The sequence below is a fragment of the Collinsella sp. AM23-17 genome (assembly GCF_003470945.1).
GTDB classification, from domain to species: Bacteria; Actinomycetota; Coriobacteriia; order Coriobacteriales; family Coriobacteriaceae; genus Collinsella; species Collinsella aerofaciens_O.
In genome coordinates this window covers 156,650-181,158 of sequence record NZ_QRHU01000001.1, presented here as the reverse complement: position 1 = coordinate 181,158, position 24,509 = coordinate 156,650, and the positions used below count along the sequence as shown (strand labels likewise).

Here is a 24,509-nt window from a genome sequence, read left to right as displayed (position 1 = left end):
GTAATTAAAGAACGGTTGGAAGATGAATATCGGTATTATTACTTTCCATGGCGCGTTGAATTTCGGATCAGCGCTTCAGGCTTATGCTTTGAGGACTGCCCTTGTAAATGAAGGTCATAAAGTCAGAATAATAAATTACAGAGCATTAGACTACGAACAATACAGCTTAATTCAGGTTCGTCATCCGAGAAAGCTATTGAGAACGCTAACTCACTGGAAATCTTTTCACTCTAGGTGGTCTGCGTTTAACTCTTTCGCAAATGACTATTTCTCCCTAACTGATAAGGCTTATTCATCTAATGAAGAAGGTGCTTTGGCCGAATTAGCCGCTGAGTTCGATTGCTTTATTTGCGGTAGTGATCAGATTTGGAATCTCGATTGTACTCGCGGTGTGGTCGAGCCCTTCTTTCTCTCTTTTGCGGGAGATAAACGGCGTATCGCCTATGCTCCTAGCCTCGCCCACACGTCTTTCAAGCCCGAGAATTTCGATCAAGAAAAAGTTGCGTCTCTTCTGTCCAAATTCGATTATCTTTCCGTTCGTGAGGAGGAAACGCTTCCTTTATTTCAGCCGCTAGTGGATAAACCCATAGATGTTGTTTTAGACCCCACGCTGTTGCTTGGTGTTTCGGATTATGCGGACATGAGCGTTAAAGCAGTCGTTGACGGAGAGTACGCTTTTCTTTATCTACTGCGTGACTGTTCTGAGCTTATCGAAAGTGCCTGTCGAATGGCGCTCGATTCGGGAGTGCGATTCGCGTATGTTTCGGATAGGGACCTACCCATTCCTAACTCGATCAACCTATTCGGGATCGGGCCGCGCGAATTCATCTCGCTTATTGCTCATGCCTCACTCGTACTGACCAACTCTTTTCATGCGACTGTGTTTTCGGTGCTTTTCCATAAGCCCTTCAGAGTCTTCGCTACTGACAAAAGCGGTGCGCGCATGAGGGATTTGCTGTATAACCTGGGGATCAGCGAGCGCTGCGTCTCCTTGGTTTGCGCCGATGGCATTGCTCCGGTTGACTGGGGCAAGGTAGATTTGGCCCTTGGCGGCCTTCGGGAGCATTCTTGGCAATATCTGAGAAAGGCACTTTCGTAATGGGGGAGACACGCCGACTTATTAAAAATACGGGAATTATTGCCGTCGGCGGCATGGCGACGAAGCTTGTGCAGTTTCTTCTTCTGCCTCTATATACCTCCGTCCTCTCCACGGCAGATTACGGCACCGTTGACTACATCAACACGATTGCCCTATTTTGCGTCCCTGCCGTTTCCCTGCTTATGGACGAAGCGCTGTTTCGATTTCTCATCGACTGTCGTACAGACGAGGGTCGGGCTAAAGCTGTGACGGCGTCATGCGTTGTTCTTCTTGCCGGATGTGTATCCTTTACGGTCTTGGCGATTCTGGTATGGCTGCTCTTTAAGCCCGAAAATGCTGGCTGGGTTGTGGGGCTTGTTGTTGCCGGTGCGCTTCTGCAGATGGCTTCTGCTGTCTTACGTGGTTTCGGGGATACCGTGGGTTACTCCGTTATGAACTTCACCGCGAGTGCCCTTACCATCTTGCTCAACGTTCTCTTCATCGCCATTCTTCGTTGGGGGGTGGTTGGCATGCTCTCTGCTACGGTCATTGCTCAGGGCGGTGTTGCCCTCGTGTTCATGGTCATGCGGAAGCTCTGGCGCTATATCGATCCGTCGACCTTCTCCATTTCCTACGCTCGCGACCTTCTACGGTATTCATTTCCGCTCATCCCCAACAAGGTTTCCTGGACTATCAATAACCTGCTGGACAGGCTCATTATCATGAACACGCTCGGGGCCTCCGCCGCCGGTGTGTATGCCGTGTCGTACAAGTTCCCCGGTGTCATGGACCAGGTATATGGCTTTTTCTATCAATCGTGGAAGGAGAGCTCGGCTCGAGCCCTTATCTCCGATGAGGACGAGTCGGCTTTCTATAATTCTGTGTACCGAGCTTTGCGACGTTTCATGATGAGCGTCGTGCTACTCATGTCGGCACTCATGCCTGTTGTCTACGGCGTGCTGATTAAGGGGTCTTTCGGAGAGGGCCTGCTCTATGTCCCAATCTTGCTTCTGGCAACGTACTTTAGCAATATTTCCGGCTTCTACGGCGGTATTTTCACTGCACACAAGGAGACCGGGATTATGGGAACCACCACAGTCGTATCCGCTATCCTCTGCGCGGTGCTGTGCATCGTGATGATTCCGCACTTTGGCCTTTATGGCGCATCGGTTGCTACGCTTTTGGCGATGGTTGTGGTCAATGAGTACCGTAGGATTAAAGTCGCCAAGTTTACAAAGCTTGCCGAAGATCGAGGCGAGCAGGCTTTGATCTTGGCATCAGTTCTGGGCGTGTTCGTTTTCTATTATCTGTCGGCCTACGGCGCGGGCATTCTGAGCACCATTGCATGCCTTGCAATTGCGCTGGCTTTTTCCGTCTATATGAACGCCGATATTCTGCGTAAGCTACTTTCGGCTTGCAAATAGGGAGATATCTGCATGTCTGCTGTGAAAAGGGGCGAGGTTCCCACACTATTTGAGTCGCCAACGCATTGCTGCGGATGCGGGGCGTGTGCTGCCGTTTGCCCGAAAGGCGCCATTGCCATGTCCGAGGGTAAGGACGGGTTTGTTCTTCCTATGATTGACAGCGATCTCTGCATCGGTTGCGGCGCGTGCACTAGGGCTTGCGGTCTCAACCGGGGGATAGGCTCTAATTCCGTTGGGCCGTTCTATGCCGCCGCCGGTAGGGACGATGTTTCGGAGTCCGCTTCCGGTGGTGTTTTTGGCGCCGTCGCGCGTGAGTTTATTTCTGCTGGCGGCGTTGCATATGGCGCCGCCTATGAGCGCGAGGGGGGTTCGCTTCGGGTGCGGCATCGTCGTGCGTCGAGCGTCGATGAGCTTCGCCCGCTTCTTAACTCTAAATATGTCCAGAGTGACGCCGGATCTTGTTTCGCCGACATCAGGACGGACCTGAGCGAGGGGACGCGTGTCCTATTTTGCGGAACGCCTTGCCAGGTCGCTGGCCTCAGGGGTTTCCTCGTGCGCGATTATGAGGGCCTGACGACTATTGACCTTGTCTGCCACGGTGTCCCCTCCGGTCGCATGTTCGCGGACTGTGTTGAGGACTATGGCGAACAGCTTGGGTCTCCCGTGGTCGATTTCCGGTTTAGGTGTAAGCGCGAGGGCTGGGGGCACTCTCTTCTTCTTCTTCTTCTTGAGGACGGAAGAGAGGTCACCATTCCTGCGTCGAAATCTCTCTACTATGACATGTTCTTGAACCTCAAGACGCTTCGCAACAGCTGCTATGAGTGCCCCTATGCAGGCAGGTTTCGTGCCGGCGACCTTACCATCGGCGACTTTTGGGGTGTCGGTGTAAACAGGCCTGACGTTCTGAAGGACGCCGAGAAGTTTAATCAGATGAAGGGTGTTTCCTGCTTGCTGGTGAATAACGACCGCGGTAGGGAGTTCATCGAATCAAGCAACGCTCTGGACTTGTACCCCGTTGAATTTGACGACATCGCTAAGGGCAACGATCAGCTACGTCATCCGAGCGTTCTTCCCAAGGATAGGCGGCTGTATGTTGACGCATATGCCAATGGCGGCTGGAGTACTGTGGTGCGACTCTACAAGAAACGTGAACGCGGCGTTGTATTTTATGCCAAGAAAGCCTTGCGGGCCGTTTTGCCTGCGTCAGCGATCAACGTACTCAAGAAAGCTCTTAGTAAATAGTTGCATTCTTATTCGAGTTTGTCTCATTGCTCAATCGTAATCCCCTGTTGGGCCTTTGGGCAATCAAAGGACCAACAAGGGATAATTGTTAGAAAATGGATATTCTATAATTAGCTTTTCAATGCTAATTCCGCATGTATGGGGCGAGCGTCCCATGATGTAATTTGCACGATAAAAAATTATTGACATTGATTTAATTTGTTCTTACTGAATCGGTGAAATATGACCCGCCACGATTGCGTCACGGCGGGTCATATCATGTGTGCATCACTCTAAAAATGCGTTTCGTAATAATGAAATAACTATCTCATTTCAAATATAAATAGCGTCTCCATTGATCCGCCGTTTGACCAAGTTTGAACATTTGCTCCATCTCTCGCCGTTGCAAGTCTTACGTTTAAGTATTCATTTGATCCAGCTAGTTGTACGGTGAATCCGTTATTATGTTTTAATAGCTTCCAATGCTGAAGATTTGAACCGGTGTATGTTGCCTGCGAAACATTTGCGCCGTCTTTGACAGCTTCTGCTGTTAGCGCCTTCTTTGAATGCGCAAAAATAAATGCGTATGATCCGTCCTTCTGTCTTCTGAGATCAACTGATTGATTTGGGGAGTTGTAGTCAGTCCAAATTTGAGCATTTGCAAAATCATGTTGGGATGCCAAACGAATGTCGATTGTTTTTGTTGTGTCAAGTTTGGTTTTTATGGCGTACCTACCGTTTGGAAGTGCATCGAGCTCAGTTGGAACAAAATTAAAGATTGTTTCTGCCACACCGCCATTTGACCAAGTTTGAATATTTGTGCCGTTTCTTATGTCGCCTCTTCTAACATTTAACCACTGGTTCGCTGCCTTATTTTTAATCGTATATCCTGCCCCCATGCGTTCGATAACCCATCTCTGTAAATCGGAACCATCTATATTCGACTGGCTAACATTTGATCCATCACGATTTGATTCAGCAGACAGCGCTTTTCCTGAATGAACGAACGTAATTAGATAAGTGCCGTCATTTTGGAATTGGAGGTTGACCTTTTGCTGCCTGCCGCCGTGATCTTGCCATAGCTGTACATTTGCCCTATCGTTCTTCGACTCCATGCGAACGTCTAGGGCTTTTGATTGGTCGAGACATGAGTATATGGAATACATTCCGTTGGGCAAAACCGGTGTAGCGGCTGGTTTGATTTGCAAGAACTTTGCCGTGAATTTGAACGTAGCAATCCAAGTAGTGCTGGTTTGTGTGGTGACTATTGATGCCGCTTTTAGATATGCTTGGTCAGTTTCAGTCTTCCACTCCCTCTGATTCATCGCATAAGCAACAATCCCGTTCTGAATCCCCGAGATACTCGGCGGGAAGGACTGGTTATCTGCATTGATGGAAAAGCCCTCTTCCTTGGCATCCAGGTGCTGCTGAATGCGGTCGGCATATTTCTCGGCCCATTCATCGGCCTTGCCATTTCGCACAAAGTAATTGTTGGACAGGTCGGTTGAACGATAGGCGTAGTCGGCCTTTTGATAGTTTGCCGTGTGGTCGGAGTGGGCGATTGCCATGAGCTCGTCGGTCAGGCCAAAGTACAGATGGCGCTGGTCCAGGTCTCCGTACCAGTTGTTGCTGGTGTCGTCCCAGGTTAGGTCCATCTGGCACCATTTGTCGTCGATCTTTGCGGCGTTCCAGGTGTGGCCGTTGCCGGTGATGCGGCCGTTGGCGATGCCCGCGGCGTCAAGGAGCTTGGAGTAGATGCGCTGGTAGCTCTCGCAGGTGCCCTGGTGGCGCGTGAGGCCGCTTTCGGCCGAGCACCAGTTGAGGCCATGGTCGTACTCCAGCTGGTCGAGCGTCCAGTCGTGGAGCCAAAGCGCCATGTCGTATTCCGAGCCGTTTGTCTGTTGCCTGCACTGGGTTACGGCATTGTTGACAATCTGCGTGACGCTTGGGCGGGCGGCGTCGTTTACGGTCACCTCTGCCGTGGTGCGCAGGTAGTAGATCCCCTTGTCGTTTTGGGGGTCGTTTCTGTCGTTGTCCATAAAGTAGAAGTAGATGCGGTACGTGCCCGATGCTGTGAAGTCAAAGGTAAAGTCGTGGCCCGCGGTGCCCAGGCTGTAGTAGCTGGCCCATGCCGGGCGCGACGGGTCGCAGACGCTTTCCTGGCTGCCGCCGTCCCAATAGGTGGGCACGTCCATGCGCGCCTTGGCCTGGGACGAGCCGTTGGTCTGGGTTACGTGGAAGGTCGTCGCGGTGCCCGCGGGGGCGTCGTTCCACGAGACGGTGAAGGTGACGCCGTTTTGGGTTGCCGTGGCGGAGTGGGCGTAGCCGGTTTGTGACGTGGTGGAGATTGCGGCGTGCGCGGGGGTGGTACGGGCTCGGAGGGATGGGGTGGGGGTTGTGGTTGCGGCGGTGGTGCCGGGCGTGGTGGGGGTGCCGTCGGCGCTTTCCGTGTTGGCTGCGCTGGTGCCGGTGGATGTTGCGGTGCTGTCCTCTTCGGTATCTGCTGCCGTGCTTGTGTTGGCGCCGTCTTCAGCCTTGCCTGCGTCGCTGTTCGTGGCGTCGGCTTGCGCCTGCTGCTCGGCGGTTTCTTGAGGCTGCATGGCTTCCGCGATGGCCGCCATGGGCAACGTCGCGCCGACGATGGACGTGCACGCGATCGCGCAGAGCAGGTAGTAAAGGGGTCGTTTCATAGCGGAGCCTCTCGGTGAGCAGCCAATAGGGTCCGAAGGCAGCTCCAGGCCAGCACTCCGCACATATTTTGTTGGGGTTTATTTTACGGGAACCCCAGTCAACATCAGCGAGCTTTCTGGGGAATGTTGGGGAGGGGAGCAGGCCCGCTTTAGTCCCCGGCGGTGCTCTGACCTGTGCTGGGTTGACTATACGCAATGCGGTAGCTTCAACATGAGGCCGTCTTCCGCTTCTTCGAGACTCGACACCGAGACTTTCCAGGAAAAGTCCGCGAGGCTGCTGCCTAGTTTATTGCGGCTTACGACCGGGCAATAAGCGGGCGTCTCAACATGTTGGTCAAGCAAAATCTTTTGTTAATTTCGAACAGGTATTCGATGTGGATGACTTTGTACCGGGCGAAAGCGATTGAGTCTAATTATGTTTTCATGCAGGTCAAGGGTGCTGTCTACAAGGGGATGAGCTGACTCGTAATTTCGCGTGAATAAGTTCCGCATTATTTTAGCTGCGTTTACCTGTTAAAACACAACATCTTGTGCTCATCATCAAAAAAGAAAACAGGATATGGAACTGGCGAAGGGCTACAATTGAAACAACGAGAAGCGTCGTTTCCCCATTACAACCTAATCGTTCGGAAGGAGTCGGATGGAATAGTTGTCAAAATCGAGGCCATATTGATGGTCCATTAAATTTCTTTAGGGGCGTGTGCGCTTATTGGTCAACAGCAGTATGCGCCCCCGTTTGTTCAAATCATTTCCAAATAGTTCTTCTTCAAGAACCTGACACTTGCGTGGCGGGGTGGGTTAGTTTGTAAAAAATGCGAAGGATGGCTTTTGGATTCTTGGAGGTGCGTAATTATTGGCCAATAACTATCTAGATGATTTGCTTGGAAAAATCTCTGCTTACGATCTGTTCAATGTGCTCTTACCGGGTGCACTCGTAACATATTCCGTCAGTCAGATGCCGTTGGGCAGTTGTATCGACTGCTCTAACTGGCTGGCACTATTTGTGATGAGTTATGTTCTCGGTCTTATTGCGTCGCGGATTGGCTCTCTTTGCATTGAACCGTTGGTCCGCAAACTACAACCGACCGGAAAGCGGGACTATTCTGCCTTTGCATATGCTCAGAAACGCGATCCAAAGGTCGGGCAGCTCTTAATGATTTCAAATATGTATCGCAGCCTGGCGGGGGCCGGTGTCCTGCTCGTAATTATTCTGCTTGCATCATTGTTGCCGGAATCTCATCGGCTTCCAGCGGCGCTGTGCTCTTTTATCGCCTTATTTGTTGCCTCCTGGATCAAGCAGGAACGGTATGTAGAAAAACGAATCAACTTCAATCTTGAGGAGTGTGATAACCATGAGCGAGATTAAGTCTCTGTCCGTTGATAACGGCGACATGTTTTATATCAATCACAATACTGATAACTTCAGCATGATTGACTGTAATATTACCGATGAGCGTAAGTCGGAAATCCTTGATGAGGTCAAAAACCTTGCAGGGAAAAAGGGCGTCGTTCGTTTTATCAGTACGCATCCGGACCAAGATCATATTCAGGGTATTGAGTATCTTGATGAGCTCGGGCTTATTAAGAATTTCTATTACGTTGACAATAATGTCTCCAAGTCCACGGAGACTGAGAGTTTCAAAAAGTATAAAGATCTGAAGGAGTCGTCGTGCGCTTACAAAATATACAAGGGGTGTAAGCGCAAATGGATGAACGTTTCTGATGGTGAGCGCGGTTCTGCTGGGATTAGCGTCCTCTGGCCCGATGTGAATAATGAGACCTTCCGGGATGCTTTGCGGGATGCCGAAAGCTCTGATAAACCCAATAATATTAGTCCTGCGATTGTCTACTCTCTTGATGAAGGGGTCCGTGCGCTTTGGCTTGGTGACATGGAGAATGACTACATGGAGGCGATCGAAGATGACATTGCGCTTTCGCCTGTGGACATTCTTTTTGCGCCGCATCATGGACGGAAGTCCGGTCGCGTCCCTAAGACATGGCTGGATAAGTTGGAGCCTCGGTTGATTGTTGTAGGAGAAGCCCCGTCAGACGAGCTTGATTATTACTCGAATTACAACACTTTGACACAGAACAGCGCTGGCGATATTTTGTTCTGCTGCGAGACCGGTAAGACTCATGTCTATGTTGGAGCTCCTTCTTATAGCGTCAATTTCTTGGGTGAAGACCCTAATGCTCCGCGAGTGAAGGGTGCGCTGCATTATTTGGGCTCTTTTGATTGCGGTGATCGTTAGTCCTGCTGTCGTCTCGTTCATTCGTGGCCTGCCCACGCTTTTACCCGACAGGCCTAGATGTGTCCTTTCATCTCATTGAGATGGTGTAGGATATTGTCCTGTGATACAAAAGCTCTACGGGAGCTTTAAGGGTGACGCTTTCGACAAGAGAGTGTTGCCCTTTTTTCATGAGTGTAATGATGTGTATTTAGGCGTTTTGTTAATAGGGTTACGCGGGATGCCCTGGAATGCCTCGGCGGTTGAGCTTAGATTTGAGGCACCGTAAAAGACGTTGCCGTGCGGGGAATGTTATGTGCTGTCAACGATGTCGCTCTCTCGCACCGTGAACATGCGGAAAACGGCAAGAGCCAGCTGGCGTAGATACCCGTCCCGTACGCTAAAGACGCTTCCAATGAATCATCCTGCTCGCCGGGTAGATCATGGTAGTAGCTGGCTGCGTTTATATAGAGGCGTTCGTCCGTCAGCTTACCAATGTACGCCTCTTTGGGTGCGAACTTCAGTGTCCCAAAGCTCTTTCGCCTGGGTGTGCGGGGCGACCAGAAAGCCAGGTGGGTCAACGGTCCTGCTGTGTGCGCTTCGTTTTTTGTCCGCGCCAGTGCTTACACTTTTGAAAAAACGGCACGAGGGCTTCTGTCACATATCTCATGCTGTAGACACATCGGTAAATTCAGAGTTGAAGGCGAGGTGATTATGAAAGGTAGAAATCAGCACATTACGAAGCGTTCGGATGGCAATTGGCAGGTTAAGGGTGAAGGGGCAAGTCGCGCCTTCTTCGTTACGACAACGCAGAGCGAGGCAATAAAGCTCGGTCGACGCATTTGCTCTAATCAAGAGTCGGAGTTGATCATCCATCGTCGTGACGGCAGAATCCGCGCAAGGGATTCCCATGGCCACGACCCCTTCCCACCGAGGGGATAAGGGGTCGGCTCCATGCCGACAACGGCCCGTAATGGTGTGCCCACTGTCGTTAAATGACTTCTTCATTGCAGTGAAGGTTGTAAACGATGCTGTCGATTCGATAATCGCATTGAAACGCATATTTGGGCGCTTTGAAAACGAGGTTGTGCGGTATGACGATACACTTAATTGAGGTGTATAGTATATAGCGCAATACAAAAGCTCTTCGGGAGCTTTAAGGGCGACGCTTTCTGTTAGAGAGTGTTGCCCTTTTTTCATGCATGTAATGTGCGACGTGCTTGCTAAATGCCATTCCGGCAATGGGATGGTCGAGTATGGGCGGTTTGCACCTTGCGCCTGCTGTCATTGGTGTAGCAAGCACTTGATTTAGCCTACTTAAAGTCTATAATCAAAGAAAAACCCTGAAATATCTTTTCAAAACAATGAAAGGAATTTTGAGGCCGATGCTTTGCCAGTTTACCTTCAGGAACTATAGATCCTATCGCGACGAAACTGAGCTTTCCATGCAGGCAACATCGATGAGGGAGTTCGAGCGCTCCCTCATAGAGTGCCCTGACGGGCAGAGTTTTCTTCCGGTGGCTGCGGTGTACGGGCCTAACGCTGGCGGCAAGTCTAACCTGCTCGAGGCGCTTGACTACATTCGTTCGGCGGTGGCCAGGCCGATCAGATTGCTGTCTGCCAGCACTGATGCGCCAGAGGGTAACCGTCCTTCGATACCCCGTTGCTCTGCGTTTGAGTTCGATGACGTGTCTGCTGCCGAGCCCACCGAGTTCGAGCTCTACTATCGCGCGGGTGAGCACGAGTACCGCTATGCCCTGTCCGTGCATGCGGACGAGATCGTGTCCGAAGGCCTATGGCGGCGAAAATTGGGAGCGTCACGCACGGCGATGCTGTTCGAGCGTGAGGGCGCAGAGGTTGAGCTCGGTCCCACGCTGCGTAAGCTCGTGACGGCTGCGAGATTCAACCCGAGGCTGCCGTACCTGTCGTTTCTCTGCATCAACTTTGACGCGCCGGTGGTCAAGGAGGCTGCCAGCTGGTTTCTTGACGGGGTGTTCCTGAACTATAACAGCTCCTATCTGGAGCAGATGCTCGAACAATTGCTCGATGAGGATGACTCACCCGAGGTCACGCGTTTTTTGCGCGCCGTTGATGTACGTATTGATGGCTTCAGAGTGGAGAGGGCGCCGGAGTGGCGCGGCCAGCGCGTCTTCGTGAGGCACGAGGTGGGCGGCAAGGCGTACGAGCTGCGTTTATCCGAGGAATCTGCCGGAACCCAGAAGCTCATGGGGTTGGCTGCGTATCTGATGACAGCGCTTGAGCGTGGTGGCACCGTTGTGGTAGACGAGCTCGACGCCAAACTGCACCCGAAGCTTCTTCGCTATGTGATTCTGCTGTTTAAGGATCCTGGGGTCAACAAGAGTGGCGCGCAGCTCATCTTCTCGTCCCAGGATGTGTCAACCATGCGAAACGATGTGTTCCGCCGTGACGAGATATGGTTCGCTGCGCGCGGCGAGGGGGAGGCGAGCCAACTGTGGTCTCTCGCCGACATCCACGAGGCAAACGGTAATCTGGTAAGCAAGAACGCGGCTTTCGACAAGCAATACCTGTCCGGTCGCTACGGCGCCGATCCGTATCTCACCCGCATCGAGGAGTGGGATTAGCATGGTGGCGAAGAAGTCGAAGGGCTGGCGTAGCGGCAAACGAGAGGGCCGCTCGCGCATGGTTCAGATGACGCGTCATCTTGTAGTGAGCGAGGGCAAGGAGACCGAGCCTCGCTACTTTGAGGGTGTGCGTGCGGCGTTGGGTGCGGCGAACGAGCGTAAGGTTGCCATTGTCGTTAAGGGGACCGGCAAACATACACTTGACCTACTTGACTTTGCCGTCGAACACTGCCGCTATGCGCCCGAGACATTCGACCATGTGTGGCTCGTGTATGACAAGGATGACTTTCCTGCGTCCGACTTTGACGCGATGGAGCGCAAATGCGACGAGCTCTCCGATGGTTCGAGGACCTTCCATGCGTTGTGGTCGAACCCCTGCTTCGAGCTGTGGCCTCTTCTGCACTTTCGCTACACGACCGCGCATATGTCCGCGTCCGACTGCCAGCATGCCCTCGCGCAGGAGATGTCGAGAGACCTGGGCATCGAGTACCGCAAGAACTTGGACGGGCTGTTCGAGGTGGTGGACGGCAAACGAGGCGAGGCATTGCAGCGTGTTGGGCGCCTCGTCACATACCATAGGGGGCTGGGTAACGTTAAGCCATCTGCGCAAAACCCTGCAACTAAGGTGGGCGAAATTTTCGATGTAATCGGGCCGTATCTGGCTGGCTAGTCGAGTCTGTGGATTGGCTTTCCGGTTAGGGCGATTGGCGGATTGTGATGCGCGATTGCAAATCCGGTGCGTAGGAGAAGTGCGGAGAAAAATCGAAACTCGCCGAGCATAGCCCGATTTCAGGCAACAAAACCGCAGGTCGCGGGTGCCCAAAACTAGGGTCTGGTCGACAGGTCTCGGTTTTTCACCCCACTTCCGAATTGGTCGCTCATTTAGCACTCTTGATGTCCCCACATCCTCTAAAAAAGTTCTTAAAACAGCCTTAAAGGCGTTCCAACTCGCGTTGACAGCGTAAAATACGCATGTTTGACTATGACAGAAGTGGATTTTAGGGGAGGAGTACGCCATGGAGGTGCTGGTTGTTGGCAACACCGCATATGTTGACGATGACTTTTGCGCCAAGGCATTCCCTGGGGACCACGTTAAGGTTGTAGCCGCGCAGGAAGCGCGCCGCGATGAGTCGTCGCCCCATGCCTCGTGGAAAGAGCTGCTCCAGCACTTGGAGCAGGCCTACGAGTTCGACCGCGTGGTCTACCTGTCTAATTTCCTTACCCCGCATACCGGTACCGTGGGCGATATCGAGCTGCTGCGCTCGGTCTTTCGTACGTGCGCGGGTCGCCGGGTCCAACTACTGTATGTAGCGGGGCCCGCGGGTGCCGAGGGTGCCGCCGATGCCGCGGGGCGAACGGGCAAGGGCATTATCGCGCACGCAGCCAACGACCTGTGCCGCTACTACGCTGCTCGCGAGGGCGTTCAGACCAAGATCCTGCGCGTGCCGTTCCTGTATACCGCGTCTGCCGCGCTGGAGGACCCGTTTTTGGTGCCGCTGTTCGACGCATGCTCAACCGGATCGGCCGCTCTGCAGGGCGCGCAGGATGCGGCGTTTCCCCTGCTGTGTGCCGAGGAGCTTTCGGTGCTGGTACGCCGTATCTTCGACAGCTGGAATGGTAACTTTGAGACGCTCGATGTAGCCGATACCTTCCATCACACGGTGGGTGAGGTGGGCGACGCCCTCAAGGCGCTGTTCCCAGGGCTCTCAGTTGCCTATGGCGATTCTGCCGGCTACGCCCTGCCTGCCAGCGACGTCGCTCGCGTGCGCTATGGCTGGTTTCAGCGCTACGACCTGCTGCGCGACCTCTCGACTATTCAGGCTCGCTGGGATACTGGCCGCGCAAAGAAGGTCAACCCCTTGCGCGCCGCCATCGACCGTATCCAGTTGCGCACGCTGCCTATTAAATGCCTGGAGACGGGCGTTGCCTGGGTCCTGTTCGAGGTACTGGAGCGTCTATTCTCCCAATCAGCCCAGCTCAATGTGCTCGATTATCGCCTGCTCTACGTTGTGCTCATCGGCACACTGTATGGCCTGGACTTTGGCCTGGTTGCGGCGCTGCTGGCATCGGTTGGTTTGGCCGTGAGCTACTTCACCCAGTATGGCTATACCTTCCAGGGTCTGTTCTACGAGTCGTCCAACTGGCTGCCGTTTATCGCGTACTTTGTGGTGGGTGCCGTGTGCGGTTATGTGCAGCTGCGCAATAGCGAGGCCATTAAGGTGGAGCGCGACCAAAACGAGCTCGTGCGTAATCGCAATACGTTCCTCACGCAGCTCTATCACGATGCTATCGAGGACAAGCGCACATACAAGCGCCAGATTGTGGGGCGCCACGATAGCTTTGGCAAGATCTTTGCCGTGACGCAAGAGCTCGACGTGCTCAATCCGCGCGACATCTACCGCAAGTGCTGCGAGCTCATGGGTGAGATTCTCGAAAACGATTCGGTGGCGATTTACCACGTTTCGGGCGGGGCGTTTGCACGTCTGGTGGCGGCGAGTCCCGTGATTGCCGAAGACGCCACGCGCTCGTTCTCGCTTGAGCAGCTTGCGCCCCTTTTGGGCGGCGGGGGTCGTTCGAACCTGTGGGTAAATCGCGAGTTGACGCCGGGGCTGCCCATGTTTGGATACACGATCGAGCGCGACGGGGCACCTGCCGTGTTGATCTCTGTGCGTCGTGCGGCCCAGAATCAAATGACGCTCTATTACCAAAACCTGTTCCGCATTTTGTGCGGACTGGTCGAAAGTGCGCTGGGGCGTGCCTTTGACTATGAGGCCGTGGCGCAGGACAAGCGCTGCGTTGACGGCACGTGCGTGCTCAAGCAGGCGGCCTTTGGCCAAGAGCTCGCGGCCGAGCAGGCGCTGGCGGACGGCAAGATGGGGAGCTTTTTGCTCCTGCGCGTGGTGCCGGGAATGGAGCCTGTCGGCGAGCTGGTGGGCGCGATTGGTTCGGCTATTCGCGAGAACGATGCGGCGGGCCTGGTCGATGGTGACGTGCTCTACCTGCTTATGCGCCAGGCAAAGGTGTGCGACCTGCCCATTATCCGCGAGCGCCTGAGCGCGAAGCAGATTGCGGTGGAGCCCGTCGACGGCGAGGACATTGTGGCGCTGCTCCAGCACATTGCCGACACCGGTGACGGTGAGGAGGATGTCGCTTGATCTCGCTTGTCGTTGCTGCCGTCTTGCTGCTGATTCATGCGCTGGTTTGCCTGGTGTTGTGGACGCTTATGAAGTTGGGCCTGCTGCCGGTGCGCGGGCATATGCTGGCCGTGATGGTGCTCGTGCCGTTGTGGGGCCCGCTGCTGGTGGTGCTGCTTTCCGTGCGCAGCGCCTTGTTTGGCGCGGACCTCAAGGACGCCACGTTGGAGTCGCTTCGCATTAATGATGAGCTGCATCGCAACATCTTGGTGCACGACCGTGAAGCCGATGCAGGCGTGATCCCGCTCGAGGAGGCACTCATCGTCAACGACCCGGCAGACCGGCGCCGCCTAATGCTCTCCATGCTCACCGAGGAGCCCGATGCGTATCTGGCGCAGCTACAGGCGGCTAAGCTTAACGACGACGTTGAGGTGGCGCACTATGCCGCAACGGCGGTGGCGCAGATCTCCAAGGAGTCCGACCTTAAGCTGCAGCAGCTGGAGCGTGCCTTTAAGACCGACCCGAGCGCGCATAATCTCAACGAATACTGCGATTTTCTTGGTGAATACTTGGACTCGGGCTTGGCCGAGGGACGCGTGGCTCAGATTCAGCGCCAACAGTATGCGCGTCTGCTTGCGCGTCGCTGCGAGCGCGAGGACTCCGTTGAGCTGCGTATTCGGTATGTCGCGGCGCTGGCCGATGTCGACCAGATCGACGAGGCGCAGGCCGTGACCGATCAGCTGGTGCTCGACGTTCCCGAGGAGCAGGAGGTTTGGATGCTTTGCCTGCGCCTGGCGGTGATGCGCCGCGACGGTGACGAAGTCCACCGCGTGATAGATGCGATTGACAAGCAGCATGTGTACTTGAGCGCCGCCAACCGCGAGGAGCTGGCGTTTTGGAGCAATGGAGAGGAGGCCCGATGAGCGTGGTGCAGCATATCCGCGACCGTGCGGGCCACTTTCGCTGGATGGGCCTGCTTGTGGTGTGGGCGGTCTTTATTGCCATGGCCGCCGTGCTGCTGGTGGAGCGCGCCGGCGTGCAGTACAGTGCGGGCCAACATAAGCTGGGGATGCTTGCCGCCAACGATGCGGTGCCGGCCTCCTCGGCGATATTTGGCCAAAAGCCCAGATGCCTGGTCATTACCGATACCGACCAAGCGGGCGTTGAGGAAGTAAAGAAGCAGTTTGACCAGATCCTGCTCGACATGAAGATCGCGCACCGCGACGTGGACCTTGCCCTGGACGGCGCGGACGCCATTCCCTCGCTGACCTCCTTCGATCGCGTGATTTTGCTCATGCCGTCGCTCGACGGGCTCGGTACGCACCTGACCGATATTATGAGTTGGGTGAGTGCCGGCGGTTCGCTTATGCTCGCCATGACGCCGGATAACTCGAGCTATCTGCAAGTGATTGCCCCCAAGCTTGGCATTGAATCGGCCGGATATGACTATGTAAAAGCCGAAAGCATTGTGCCGAGCGAGGACTTTATGCTGGGCGGGGGAGAACGCTACGAGTTCTCTGATCCCTTTGATTCGTCGCTTTCGGTTTCGCTGCGCGAGACGGCGCATATGTGGGCTAAGACCGGCGATGCGGGCTCGCCGCTCATTTGGTCGAATGATTGCGGTAGTGGACGCACCGTGGTGTGCAATATCGGTGTCTACGACAAGGTCATGCGTGGGTTTTACGCCGCGGCGATCAGCCTGCTGGGCGATGCCACGGCCTATCCGGTCATCAACAGCGCCGTTTTCTACCTGGACGACTTTCCCAGCCCCGTGCCCTCGGGCGACGGCACCTACATCAAGCGCGACTACGGGCTTTCCATTGCCGACTTTTATACCAAAGTCTGGTGGCCCGATCTGCAAAAGCTCGCGCAAAAATACGGCATTCGCTATACCGGCGTGATGATCGAAAACTACGAGGACGCGGTCAACCAGAGCGAGCCCGCGCGCCAAGCCGATACCACGCAGTTCCGCTACTTTGGCGGCATGCTGCTGCAGATGGGCGGAGAGCTGGGCTTTCACGGCTACAACCATCAGCCGTTGGCGCTTTGGGACACCGACTATGGCACGCTGTACGACTACAAGACGTGGAAGAACAAGGAGACGCTTGTCGCATCGCTCAACGAGCTTATCGCCTTCCAGGACGAGGTGCTGCCCAACGCGCACGGCTCGGTCTACGTGCCGCCGTCAAACATCCTTTCGGCCCGCGCACGCAAGATTATCGGCACCGATGTTCCGCGCATTAAGACCATCGCCAGTACGTATTTTGAGGATGGCACGGATCTTCCGTACGTGCAGGAGTTTGGCGTGGCGAGCGATGGCATTGTGGAGCAGCCGCGTATTGTCTCGGGCGGCATGGTCGGCGATTCTTACATGCACCTGGCCGCCGTGTCCGAGCTCAACATGCACTACGTGAGCACGCATTTTATGCACCCGGACGATCTGCTCGATCCCGATCGCGGCGCTACGGAGGGCTGGGAGGTCTACAAGGGCGGCTTGAACGACTACCTGGACTGGCTTACCAAGTCTGCGCCCGACCTGCGTCGCCAGACCGGCTCGGAATGCTCGGGTGCCATCCAGCGCTTTTCGTCCGTAACGGTGAGCGTGGATACAGACGAGGATGCCTGGACGCTCAGTCTGGGCAATTTCCACGACGAAGCGTGGCTCATGTTCCGCGCCAATAACGGCGAGCCGGGTGCAGTCGCGGGTGGCGAGATTACGCATCTGACGGGCGACCTGTACCTGGTCAAAGCCACGGACAAGACGGTGACCATTGCGCGCAAGGAGGGTGGCGACAAATGAGAATCTGTTTGGTGCTCGAGGGTTGCTACCCCTATGTGCACGGCGGCGTGTCCACCTGGATGCACGGCTATATCCAGGCCATGCCCGAGCACGAGTTTGTGCTGTGGGTGATTGGCGCGCATGCTGCCGACCGCGGCAAGTTTGTCTACGAGCTGCCCGGCAACGTGGTCGAGGTGCACGAGGTGTTCCTGGACGACGCCCTGCGGCTTTCGGGCGAGCAACATGAAACCAGTTTTAACGACCGCGAGCGCGAGGCGCTACGCCGCCTGGTGTCGCTCTCCAATCCGGACTGGGACGTGCTGTTCGATATCTTTCAGCGCCGTCGCGTGCATCCGCTCTCGTTTTTGCAGAGCCGAACGTTTATGGACATCTTCCGCGACGTGTGCCTGGCCGAGTACCCCTACACGCCCTTTGCCGATGCATTCCACACCATGCGCTCCATGTTGCTTCCCGTGCTCTACCTGTTGGGCAGCGAGGTGCCGGTGGCCGATGTGTACCATGCCATCTCGACCGGCTACGGTGGCCTGCTCGCCTGCCTGGGCTCAAGCGTTCACCATGCGCCGGTGCTGCTGACCGAGCATGGCATCTATACCCGCGAGCGCGAGGAAGAGATCATTCGCGCTGACTGGGTGGTGCCGTCGTTTAAGGATCGCTGGATTCGCTTTTTCTACCTGCTTTCGGAGGAGATCTACCGCCGCGCCTTCCGCGTGACGAGTTTGTTCCATAACGCCCGCAAGACGCAGATCGATATGGGCTGCGATGCGGGTAAATGCCTGGTCATTCCCAACGGCATCCAGTTCGACCGCTTTAAGGACATTCCCTTAAAGCCCGATGACGGCTGGGTGGACATTGGCGCGGTGGTGCGCCTGGCGCCCATCAAGGACGTCAAGACCATGATCTATGCGTTCTTTGAGCTGCACGAGCGCCTGCCCAAGGTGCGCCTGCACATTATGGGCGGCGTGGACGACGAGGAGTACGGCGCTGAGTGCCACGCGCTGGTCGATACCCTGGGCGTGCGCGACCTGATCTTTACCGGCCGCGTCAACGTGGTCGAGTACATGGAAAAGCTCGACTTTACCATTTTGACGAGCATCTCCGAGGGCCAGCCGCTCAGCGTGCTGGAGTCGCTTGCAGCGCGCCGTCCCTGCGTGACGACAGAGGTGGGCTGCTGTCGCGAGCTGCTCGAAGGCGCCCCGGGCGACGACTTTGGCGTGGCGGGTTTTGTGACGCCGCCCATGTATCGCAAGGGCTTGGCCGATGCCATGGAGCGCATGTGCGTGAGCCGCGCCCGTCGCATTGAGATGGGGGAGCGCGGGCAGCGTCGCGTTGCCACGTACTTTTTTCACGAGCAGATGCTCGCCAACTATCGCGCGCTGTACGACGAGACGGCGTGTGCGTTTAGCCTGCCCAGAGAGGGGGAGTAGCCGGTGGCCGGAATTGGTTTTGAGCTCAAGCGCCTGTTTAGGCGCAAGGGCCTGTTTGCCACGATGCGTGCTTACGGCTACGCCGGCATCGTATGCACGGGCCCCATGCTGCTGGGTGTGCTGCTGCAGGTGGGTATTTTGGTGCTGTGCGGTCTGTGGGGTGTGGGCCGTGCCAACCAGGATCTGCTGGTGTGCATGGTGACCTACACACTGCTGGCCTCGCTTACGCTCACGAGCTTTTTCTCCATGCCGGTCACGCGCTTTTTGGCTGATATGTTGTTTGCCGAGCGCGAGGATGAGATACTGCCTTCGTTTTGGGGCTCCAATGCTGTCATGCTCGTTGCGGGCACGGTGCTCTACGGCGTTTTTTGCTGTTCTCGGGCGCCACGCTGCTGCAGGGGCTGCTATGCCTGTGGCTGTTCAACATTATGATCGTCAACTGGAACGGCATGAGCTATCTCACGGCCATCAAAGACTACCGCGGCATCCTGTGCAGCTTTGCGGCCGCCATTGGCGTGGCGTGCCTGTGCGCCCTGGCCGCGCTGGCACTGGGGCTGCCGCCGGTCGAGGGCCTGTTGGCATCAGTTGCTCTGGGCTACGGCGTCATGCTCGTCTGGGACGTGGTGCTGCTTTACCGGTATTTTCCGCAGAGTGACCGGAGTCCCTGGCGTTTTTTGCGCTGGCTCGACCAATTTATGCCGCTTGCGCTTACGGGGCTGTTTACCAACTTGGGGCTTTTCGTACACCTGGTTATTATCTGGGCGGGCCCTATTGGCGTGCAGATCAAAGGCCTGTTTTACGGGGCTCCTTACCATGACGTTCCGGCACTCATTGCGTTTTTGACCACACTCGTCACGACCGTCAACTTTGTGGTGTCGGTCGAGGTCAATTTCTATCCGCGCTACCGTGACTACTACAGCCTGTTCAACGACGGCGGCGTGGTGGGCGATATTGTGGTGGCCGAGGAGGAGATGCTCTCCACGCTCAACAGCGAACTGCGCTTTTGCGCGCTCAAGCAGCTGTTTGTGACCGCGGCGGTCATCTCGCTCGAGACTACAGTGCTCTCGGCCCTGCCGCTGGGCTTTAACAATCTTATGCACGGGTATTTTCGCACGTTATGCGTAGGCTACGGCCTGTATGCCGTGGGCAACACGATCCTGCTTATCTTGCTGTACTTTACCGACTACAAGGGAGCCGTTCTGGCCTCGGGCCTGTTTGCCGGTGTGGCAGGGCTGGCGACCGCCGTGTCGTTGCTTTTGCCGCAGCAGTTTTACGGCTTTGGCTTTTTGTTGGGTGCGGTGGTGTTTTTTATCGTGGCGCTGCTGCGGCTCGATACCTATACCGCCAACTTACCGTATCGTATCCTGAGTCAGCAGCCCATTGTGGCGACCGACAAAACGGGTCGTTTTACACAGCTGGGCCGCTTGCTCGACCGTGCCGAGCAGCGCTATGAGGGGTGCCGCCGCAAGGGCGTGCCGCACGGCGCGTTTCAGCGCGCAGTAGTTCGCGTGTACCGTAACCATTGGGGAGGTTCTGATGACCGATAAGTTGATGTCTCGCCGCTGTCTGATCGAGGCGGCTGCCGGCGCGCTGCTGCTTTCGGGCTGCTCATCTCAGGACGAATCCTCGACAAATAAGGTAAAAAAGCAGGACAAGATTAAAAAGGCCGAGGCCTCCGACCAGTCCAAGCATCTGCGCGATAAGGACGAGCTGTACGAGGTCTATGATGACTCGGGCATTGTGACCATGTATCTGACGGTCTCTCGCGGCAACAGCTCCGAGAACACGGACCATAGCTGGGCCGAGATCAACACGTACTCGGTGTATGACTATGCCGACATGGGCGTGACGCGCTATCAGGTTATGGGCCTGCTGCAGCCGGGCGACGAAGACGGCCCGGTGGCCGGCGAGGTTGGCTATGGCGAGGACGCGCCCAATGCCACCGTGCAGGTGCGCGGCCAGACATCGAGCTCCTACACGCAAAAGAATTACAAGGTGGAGCTCAAAAAAGGCAAGGGCACCTGGCGCCAGCAGCGCGCGATTGCGCTCAACAAGCACATGGGCGAGGGTATGCGTTTTCGCAACAAGATGGCCTACGACCTTATCCGCGGAATTCCCCAGATGATGGGCCTGCGCACGCAGTTTGTGCATCTGTGGGTGTGCGACCAGACCGAAAAGTCCAACGATACCTTTGAGGACTACGGCCTGTTTACGCAGGTGGAGCAGCTCAACAAGACGGCGCTTAAGGCACATGGCCTGGATAAGAGCGGGCACCTGTACAAGGTGAACAGCTTTGATTTCCATCGCTACGAGGACACCATTAAGCTTGCCGACGATCCCGACTACAACCAGGCAAACTTCGAGGGCATGCTCGAGATTAAGGGCGATTCGGACCACACCAAGCTCATCGAGATGCTCGATTCGCTCAACGACGAATCGCAAAAGATCGATGACGTGCTCGACACCTACTTTGATACCGAGAACCTGGTCTATTGGCTGGCGTTTCAGATTCTGACGGGCAACTGCGATACGCAGAACCGTAACTGCTATCTGTATAGCCCGCTCAACTCCAATACGTGGTACATCCTCGATTGGGACAACGACGGTATGCTGCGCAAGCTGGAGCTTTCTCTTGCCGGGTTCTCGGATTATGCGAGCTGGGAGCGCGGCGTAAGCAACTACTGGGGCAACGTGCTATTCAATCGTGCGCTGCGCAGTAAATCGTTCCGCAGTGAGCTCGACCGCGCCGTAAAGGACCTGCGCTCGTATATGACCGAGGCACGCCTGGCCAAGATGATTAAACATTATCGTGAGGTTACCGAATCGCTGGTCTTTGCTTTGCCCGATATCGACAACCTGCCTGTCACCAAGGACGAATACGAGCAGATTGCCGCGGCGATTCCCTCCGAGATCGAGGAGAACTATAAGAGCTTTCGCGAGAGCTATAAAAAGCCCATGCCGTTCTACATTGGCGTGCCGCAGATCGATAACGGTAAGCTGCGCATTAACTGGGATGCGTCCTACGACTTTGAGGCGCGCGACATTCGCTATACCGTGGAGCTGGCGCGCGACTATGCCATCAAGGACGTGTTTTTTAAGGCCGAGGACGTGCTACTGCCCGAGGTGACCTGCGATGCGCCCGATACCGGCCAGTATTTTGTGCGCGTGCGCGCCACCAACTCAGACGGCTATACGCAAGATGCGTTTGACTACTATGTGACCGACGACGGCAAACACTACGGCATGAAGTGTTTTTACGTGCAAGACGGCGGTAAGGTCGTGGAGGACACGTATGAGGAGGGCTAGCGCGCTGCTTGAGCGCCTTACGGCTCCGCCTGTGCGTGCCACGCAGGAGCGTTACCGCCACGAGCTCAAATATCTCATTAACGAGGGCGAGCACGCCGTGCTGGCCTGCCGCATGGCGCCGGTTTTTAAACTGGACAAGTATGCGCGGGCGGGTGTTTACACCATTCGCAGCCTGTACTTTGACGACTACTGCAACTCGGCCTACGAGGAAAAAGACGCCGGTATTCTTATGCGAAAAAAATATCGCGTGCGCATCTATAACGGCAGCGACAAGGTGATTAAGCTCGAGCGCAAAAAGAAGTACGGCAGCTGGATCTACAAGGAGGACGCGCCACTCACGCGTGGCGAGTTTGAGCAGATTCTGGCCGGCGACTACGACTTTTTGCTGAGGAGCCCTTATCCGCTCTGTCGCGAGTTCTACATCGAGTGCATCTGCAACATGATGCGCCCGCGGACCATCGTGGACTACGAGCGCGAGCCGTGGGTGATGGACGAGGGCACCGTGCGCATTACCTTTGATAGCAACGTGCGTGCGGCGGTGGGGAGCTTTGACATCTTTGACGCGACGTTGCCCGCGTTGCCCGTGCTGGAGCCCGGCAAGCTGGTGATGGAGGTCAAGTTTACCGAGTTTTGCCCGCAGCTGGTGCGCGATATGGTGCCGCCAGGTGCGGTCGAGCTTACGGCGGTCTCCAAGTACTGCCTGTGTTACGAAAAGACCGCCTTCCTGCGCGGATTTAATTACTGGGAATCGGATTTTGAGAACCGAGGGGATATTTAGACCATGAGCACCAGGGACTTTTTTAAGAACTCCGTCTTGGAGGCGTTTGGTCAGGTCGACCCTGCCAAGATCGGCCTGTCACTGCTCGTGGCGCTCGCCATGGGCATCCTGATCTATTACGTGTACAAGCGCTTTTTTACCGGCGTGGTGTATTCGCGCAGTTTTGCCGTAACGCTCGTGGGCATGTGCGTGCTCACCTGCATGGTCACGCTCGCGATCTCGACGAATGTGGTCATCTCGCTCGGTATGGTCGGTGCTCTGTCTATCGTCCGCTACCGCACGGCGGTCAAGGACCCGCTCGACCTGTTGTATCTGTTTTGGGCCATTACCACGGGCATTACGGCGGGCGCCGGCATGTATGCGCTCGTAGGACTCACGGCAGTGGTGATCGTGGTGATGATCGCCGGCTTTGCGAGCCACCAGGACAAGGCGCGCGTGTACATGATGGTCATCCACTACACGGGTCAGACCACCGGCGATGATATCGTGCGCGCGTTTGGCCGCACCAAGTTTACCGTTAAGTCCAAGACCATGCGCGGCGACAAGGTCGAGATGGCCGTCGAGGTCTTCTCGGACGGTGTGGACATGCCCTACGCCGACGCCATCCGCGCGCTCGATGGCGTGGAAGATCTAACGTTGATCCAATACAACGGCGAATATCACGGCTAATTTTGTTCCGGCGTTCTAACGAACGCCGGACCGCTCGACGCTGCTTGCGCTGACGTTTTCTCGACCTGGGTGGGCTGGTCTTGGTTTGGTTTTATGTAAGGGATGGTGCCGCGTGGACGTGCAACAGCTAGAAGAGTCCTGGGCTGCAAGGGCCGGCGCGTGTGAGGCGCGTCTTGTTGCGGCCTCGCACGTGCCGGCGGCGCTGTCGCTGCTGGGGATTGTGCGTCCCAGCGATCGCCTGGTCGTGTTTGCCGATGACTTTGCCGATGCGTTTGCGCGCGGCTTTGATGCCTGCGACGTTGTGCTCGTGGGGGAGCCGTCGGTTGCGGCGTTTACCGCCGCGTCCGAGGGCTTAGATGCTTCGTTTGATGCCGAGGGTCCGCACCTGTGGTGGTTCGTCAACTCCATCGGCGGGTTTGGCCTACGTGTGCCCGATCTGCGTGCGCTGGGTCGGGCGGCGCGTGAGGCCCGTGCGTTGCTCGTGGTGGATAACACCGTGGCAAGCGTCTTTGGGTGCGATCCGCTGCGTTTGGGTGCCGTCCTGTCGCTCGAGGCGCTCGACCGCGTGTGCGCCGGTAAGGCTCCGCGCAAGCTCGTTGCCGCTTCGGTGGCACGCTCGCAGCTCAAGCGCCATCGCGTGGATGCCGCTTCCGAGTGCGCGCATACGTTGTTTGCTAGCTGCGGGGCGTCGGCGCTCGATTTGTCTGCCGAGGAGGCCGACGTGCTGGAGCGTGGGCTCTCCTCGCTTAACGCTCGCATGCAGGCACACTTCGACCGCGCCCGTGCGCTGGCCGAGTATCTGGCCGCCAACGAGATGGTGAGCGACGTGTGCTATTCCGGGTTGAGCTCGCATCCCGACCATTCGGTTGCAACGGGAATCCTCGAGCACGGCTTTGGTCCGGCAGTTGAGTTTGACCTTATCGATCGTAGCGCGGGCGAGCTGTTCGACACATTGCCGGGGGAGTTCCGCACGTCGCCCGCCGGCGGCTCAACAACGCGCCTTTCGGCCCCGCGCGGTAAGCAGGGGGGAACCATCCGCCTCTTCGCCGGCACCGACGACCCCCTAACCGTAGCCGCCGCCCTAGACAACGCCCTCCGCAACTAGCTATTTTGGGGCTTGTCTCGGGGTAGTCTTTTTGGGATGGGCTTTTTTA

The 24,509-nt window shown here is 56.0% G+C and carries 17 protein-coding genes and 1 pseudogene; 17 read left to right on the top strand and 1 reads right to left on the bottom strand.

Features of this window, described 5'->3' with window-relative positions; all coding sequences use genetic code 11:
* The first annotated feature begins 22 nt into the window (after nucleotides 1-22).
* From DW645_RS00780 to DW645_RS00770, 3 genes are read left to right on the top strand one after another with little or no spacing between them, the layout of a single operon-like run.
* Nucleotides 23-1,099, top strand: a complete 1,077-nt coding sequence (locus DW645_RS00780; RefSeq protein WP_118225827.1) for a polysaccharide pyruvyl transferase family protein — start codon at nucleotides 23-25, stop codon at nucleotides 1,097-1,099.
* The gene (locus tag DW645_RS00775) at nucleotides 1,099-2,502 is read left to right on the top strand and encodes a lipopolysaccharide biosynthesis protein (protein ID WP_118225826.1); all 1,404 of its coding nucleotides are present in this window, start codon (nucleotides 1,099-1,101) and stop codon (nucleotides 2,500-2,502) included. The genes DW645_RS00780 and DW645_RS00775 overlap by 1 nt, the downstream gene beginning before the upstream one ends.
* A 12-nt stretch (nucleotides 2,503-2,514) precedes the next feature.
* Nucleotides 2,515-3,744, top strand: coding sequence for a Coenzyme F420 hydrogenase/dehydrogenase, beta subunit C-terminal domain (locus DW645_RS00770; RefSeq protein WP_118225825.1), 1,230 nt, complete (start codon nucleotides 2,515-2,517; stop codon nucleotides 3,742-3,744).
* Nucleotides 3,745-4,046: 302 nt separating this feature from the next.
* Here DW645_RS00770 and DW645_RS00765 read toward each other — a convergent pair whose 3' ends face one another.
* Nucleotides 4,047-6,413 (bottom strand): RICIN domain-containing protein, encoded by a 2,367-nt coding sequence (locus tag DW645_RS00765; RefSeq protein ID WP_118225824.1) that lies wholly within the window; start codon nucleotides 6,411-6,413, stop codon nucleotides 4,047-4,049.
* 853 nt (nucleotides 6,414-7,266) lie between these two features.
* On the opposite strand from DW645_RS00765, the gene DW645_RS00760 reads away from it, so the two are divergent.
* The 14 genes and pseudogenes from DW645_RS00760 to DW645_RS00695 all read left to right on the top strand — a co-directional run bounded on the left by DW645_RS00760 (nucleotide 7,267) and on the right by DW645_RS00695 (nucleotide 24,460).
* Entirely contained in the window at nucleotides 7,267-7,779 is a 513-nt protein-coding gene (locus tag DW645_RS00760; protein ID WP_118225823.1) for a hypothetical protein, read from the top strand.
* Nucleotides 7,766-8,665, top strand: a complete 900-nt coding sequence (locus tag DW645_RS00755; RefSeq protein ID WP_199576408.1) for a hypothetical protein — start codon at nucleotides 7,766-7,768, stop codon at nucleotides 8,663-8,665. The genes DW645_RS00760 and DW645_RS00755 overlap by 14 nt, the downstream gene beginning before the upstream one ends.
* A gap of 471 nt (nucleotides 8,666-9,136) precedes the next feature.
* A complete protein-coding gene (locus tag DW645_RS10205; protein WP_370448087.1) occupies nucleotides 9,137-9,583 on the top strand; it encodes a DUF2188 domain-containing protein in 447 nt (148 codons plus the stop codon).
* Nucleotides 9,584-10,026: 443 nt separating this feature from the next.
* Nucleotides 10,027-11,244 (top strand): ATP/GTP-binding protein, encoded by a 1,218-nt coding sequence (locus tag DW645_RS00745; RefSeq protein WP_158550181.1) that lies wholly within the window; start codon nucleotides 10,027-10,029, stop codon nucleotides 11,242-11,244.
* 1 nt (nucleotide 11,245) lies between these two features.
* Entirely contained in the window at nucleotides 11,246-11,914 is a 669-nt protein-coding gene (locus DW645_RS00740) for an RloB family protein (protein ID WP_117818377.1), read from the top strand.
* Nucleotides 11,915-12,260: 346 nt separating this feature from the next.
* Nucleotides 12,261-14,399, top strand: coding sequence for a DUF4118 domain-containing protein (locus tag DW645_RS00735; protein ID WP_118225821.1), 2,139 nt, complete (start codon nucleotides 12,261-12,263; stop codon nucleotides 14,397-14,399).
* On the top strand, nucleotides 14,396-15,301 hold the full coding sequence (locus tag DW645_RS00730) for a hypothetical protein (RefSeq protein ID WP_118225820.1): 906 nt from the start codon (nucleotides 14,396-14,398) through the stop codon (nucleotides 15,299-15,301). The genes DW645_RS00735 and DW645_RS00730 overlap by 4 nt, the downstream gene beginning before the upstream one ends.
* On the top strand, nucleotides 15,298-17,178 hold the full coding sequence (locus DW645_RS00725) for a DUF2194 domain-containing protein (protein WP_118225819.1): 1,881 nt from the start codon (nucleotides 15,298-15,300) through the stop codon (nucleotides 17,176-17,178). The genes DW645_RS00730 and DW645_RS00725 overlap by 4 nt, the downstream gene beginning before the upstream one ends.
* Nucleotides 17,175-18,602 (top strand): GT4 family glycosyltransferase PelF, encoded by a 1,428-nt coding sequence (gene pelF, locus DW645_RS00720; protein WP_118225818.1) that lies wholly within the window; start codon nucleotides 17,175-17,177, stop codon nucleotides 18,600-18,602. The genes DW645_RS00725 and pelF overlap by 4 nt, the downstream gene beginning before the upstream one ends.
* A gap of 63 nt (nucleotides 18,603-18,665) precedes the next feature.
* A pseudogene (gene pelG / locus DW645_RS00715) lies at nucleotides 18,666-20,149 on the top strand (exopolysaccharide Pel transporter PelG).
* On the top strand, nucleotides 20,139-21,908 hold the full coding sequence (locus DW645_RS00710; RefSeq protein ID WP_118225817.1) for a CotH kinase family protein: 1,770 nt from the start codon (nucleotides 20,139-20,141) through the stop codon (nucleotides 21,906-21,908). Before pelG ends, DW645_RS00710 begins: the two are co-directional and overlap by 11 nt.
* A complete protein-coding gene (locus tag DW645_RS00705) occupies nucleotides 21,895-22,686 on the top strand; it encodes a polyphosphate polymerase domain-containing protein (RefSeq protein ID WP_118225816.1) in 792 nt (263 codons plus the stop codon). The genes DW645_RS00710 and DW645_RS00705 overlap by 14 nt, the downstream gene beginning before the upstream one ends.
* 3 nt (nucleotides 22,687-22,689) lie before the next feature.
* Nucleotides 22,690-23,355 carry a DUF4956 domain-containing protein gene (locus tag DW645_RS00700; RefSeq protein ID WP_089571688.1) on the top strand — a complete coding sequence of 222 codons (666 nt, stop codon included), beginning with the start codon at nucleotides 22,690-22,692 and terminating at the stop codon, nucleotides 23,353-23,355.
* A 112-nt stretch (nucleotides 23,356-23,467) separates the two neighbouring features.
* On the top strand, nucleotides 23,468-24,460 hold the full coding sequence (locus tag DW645_RS00695) for a PLP-dependent transferase (protein WP_158568641.1): 993 nt from the start codon (nucleotides 23,468-23,470) through the stop codon (nucleotides 24,458-24,460).
* Nucleotides 24,461-24,509: the final 49 nt, after the last annotated feature.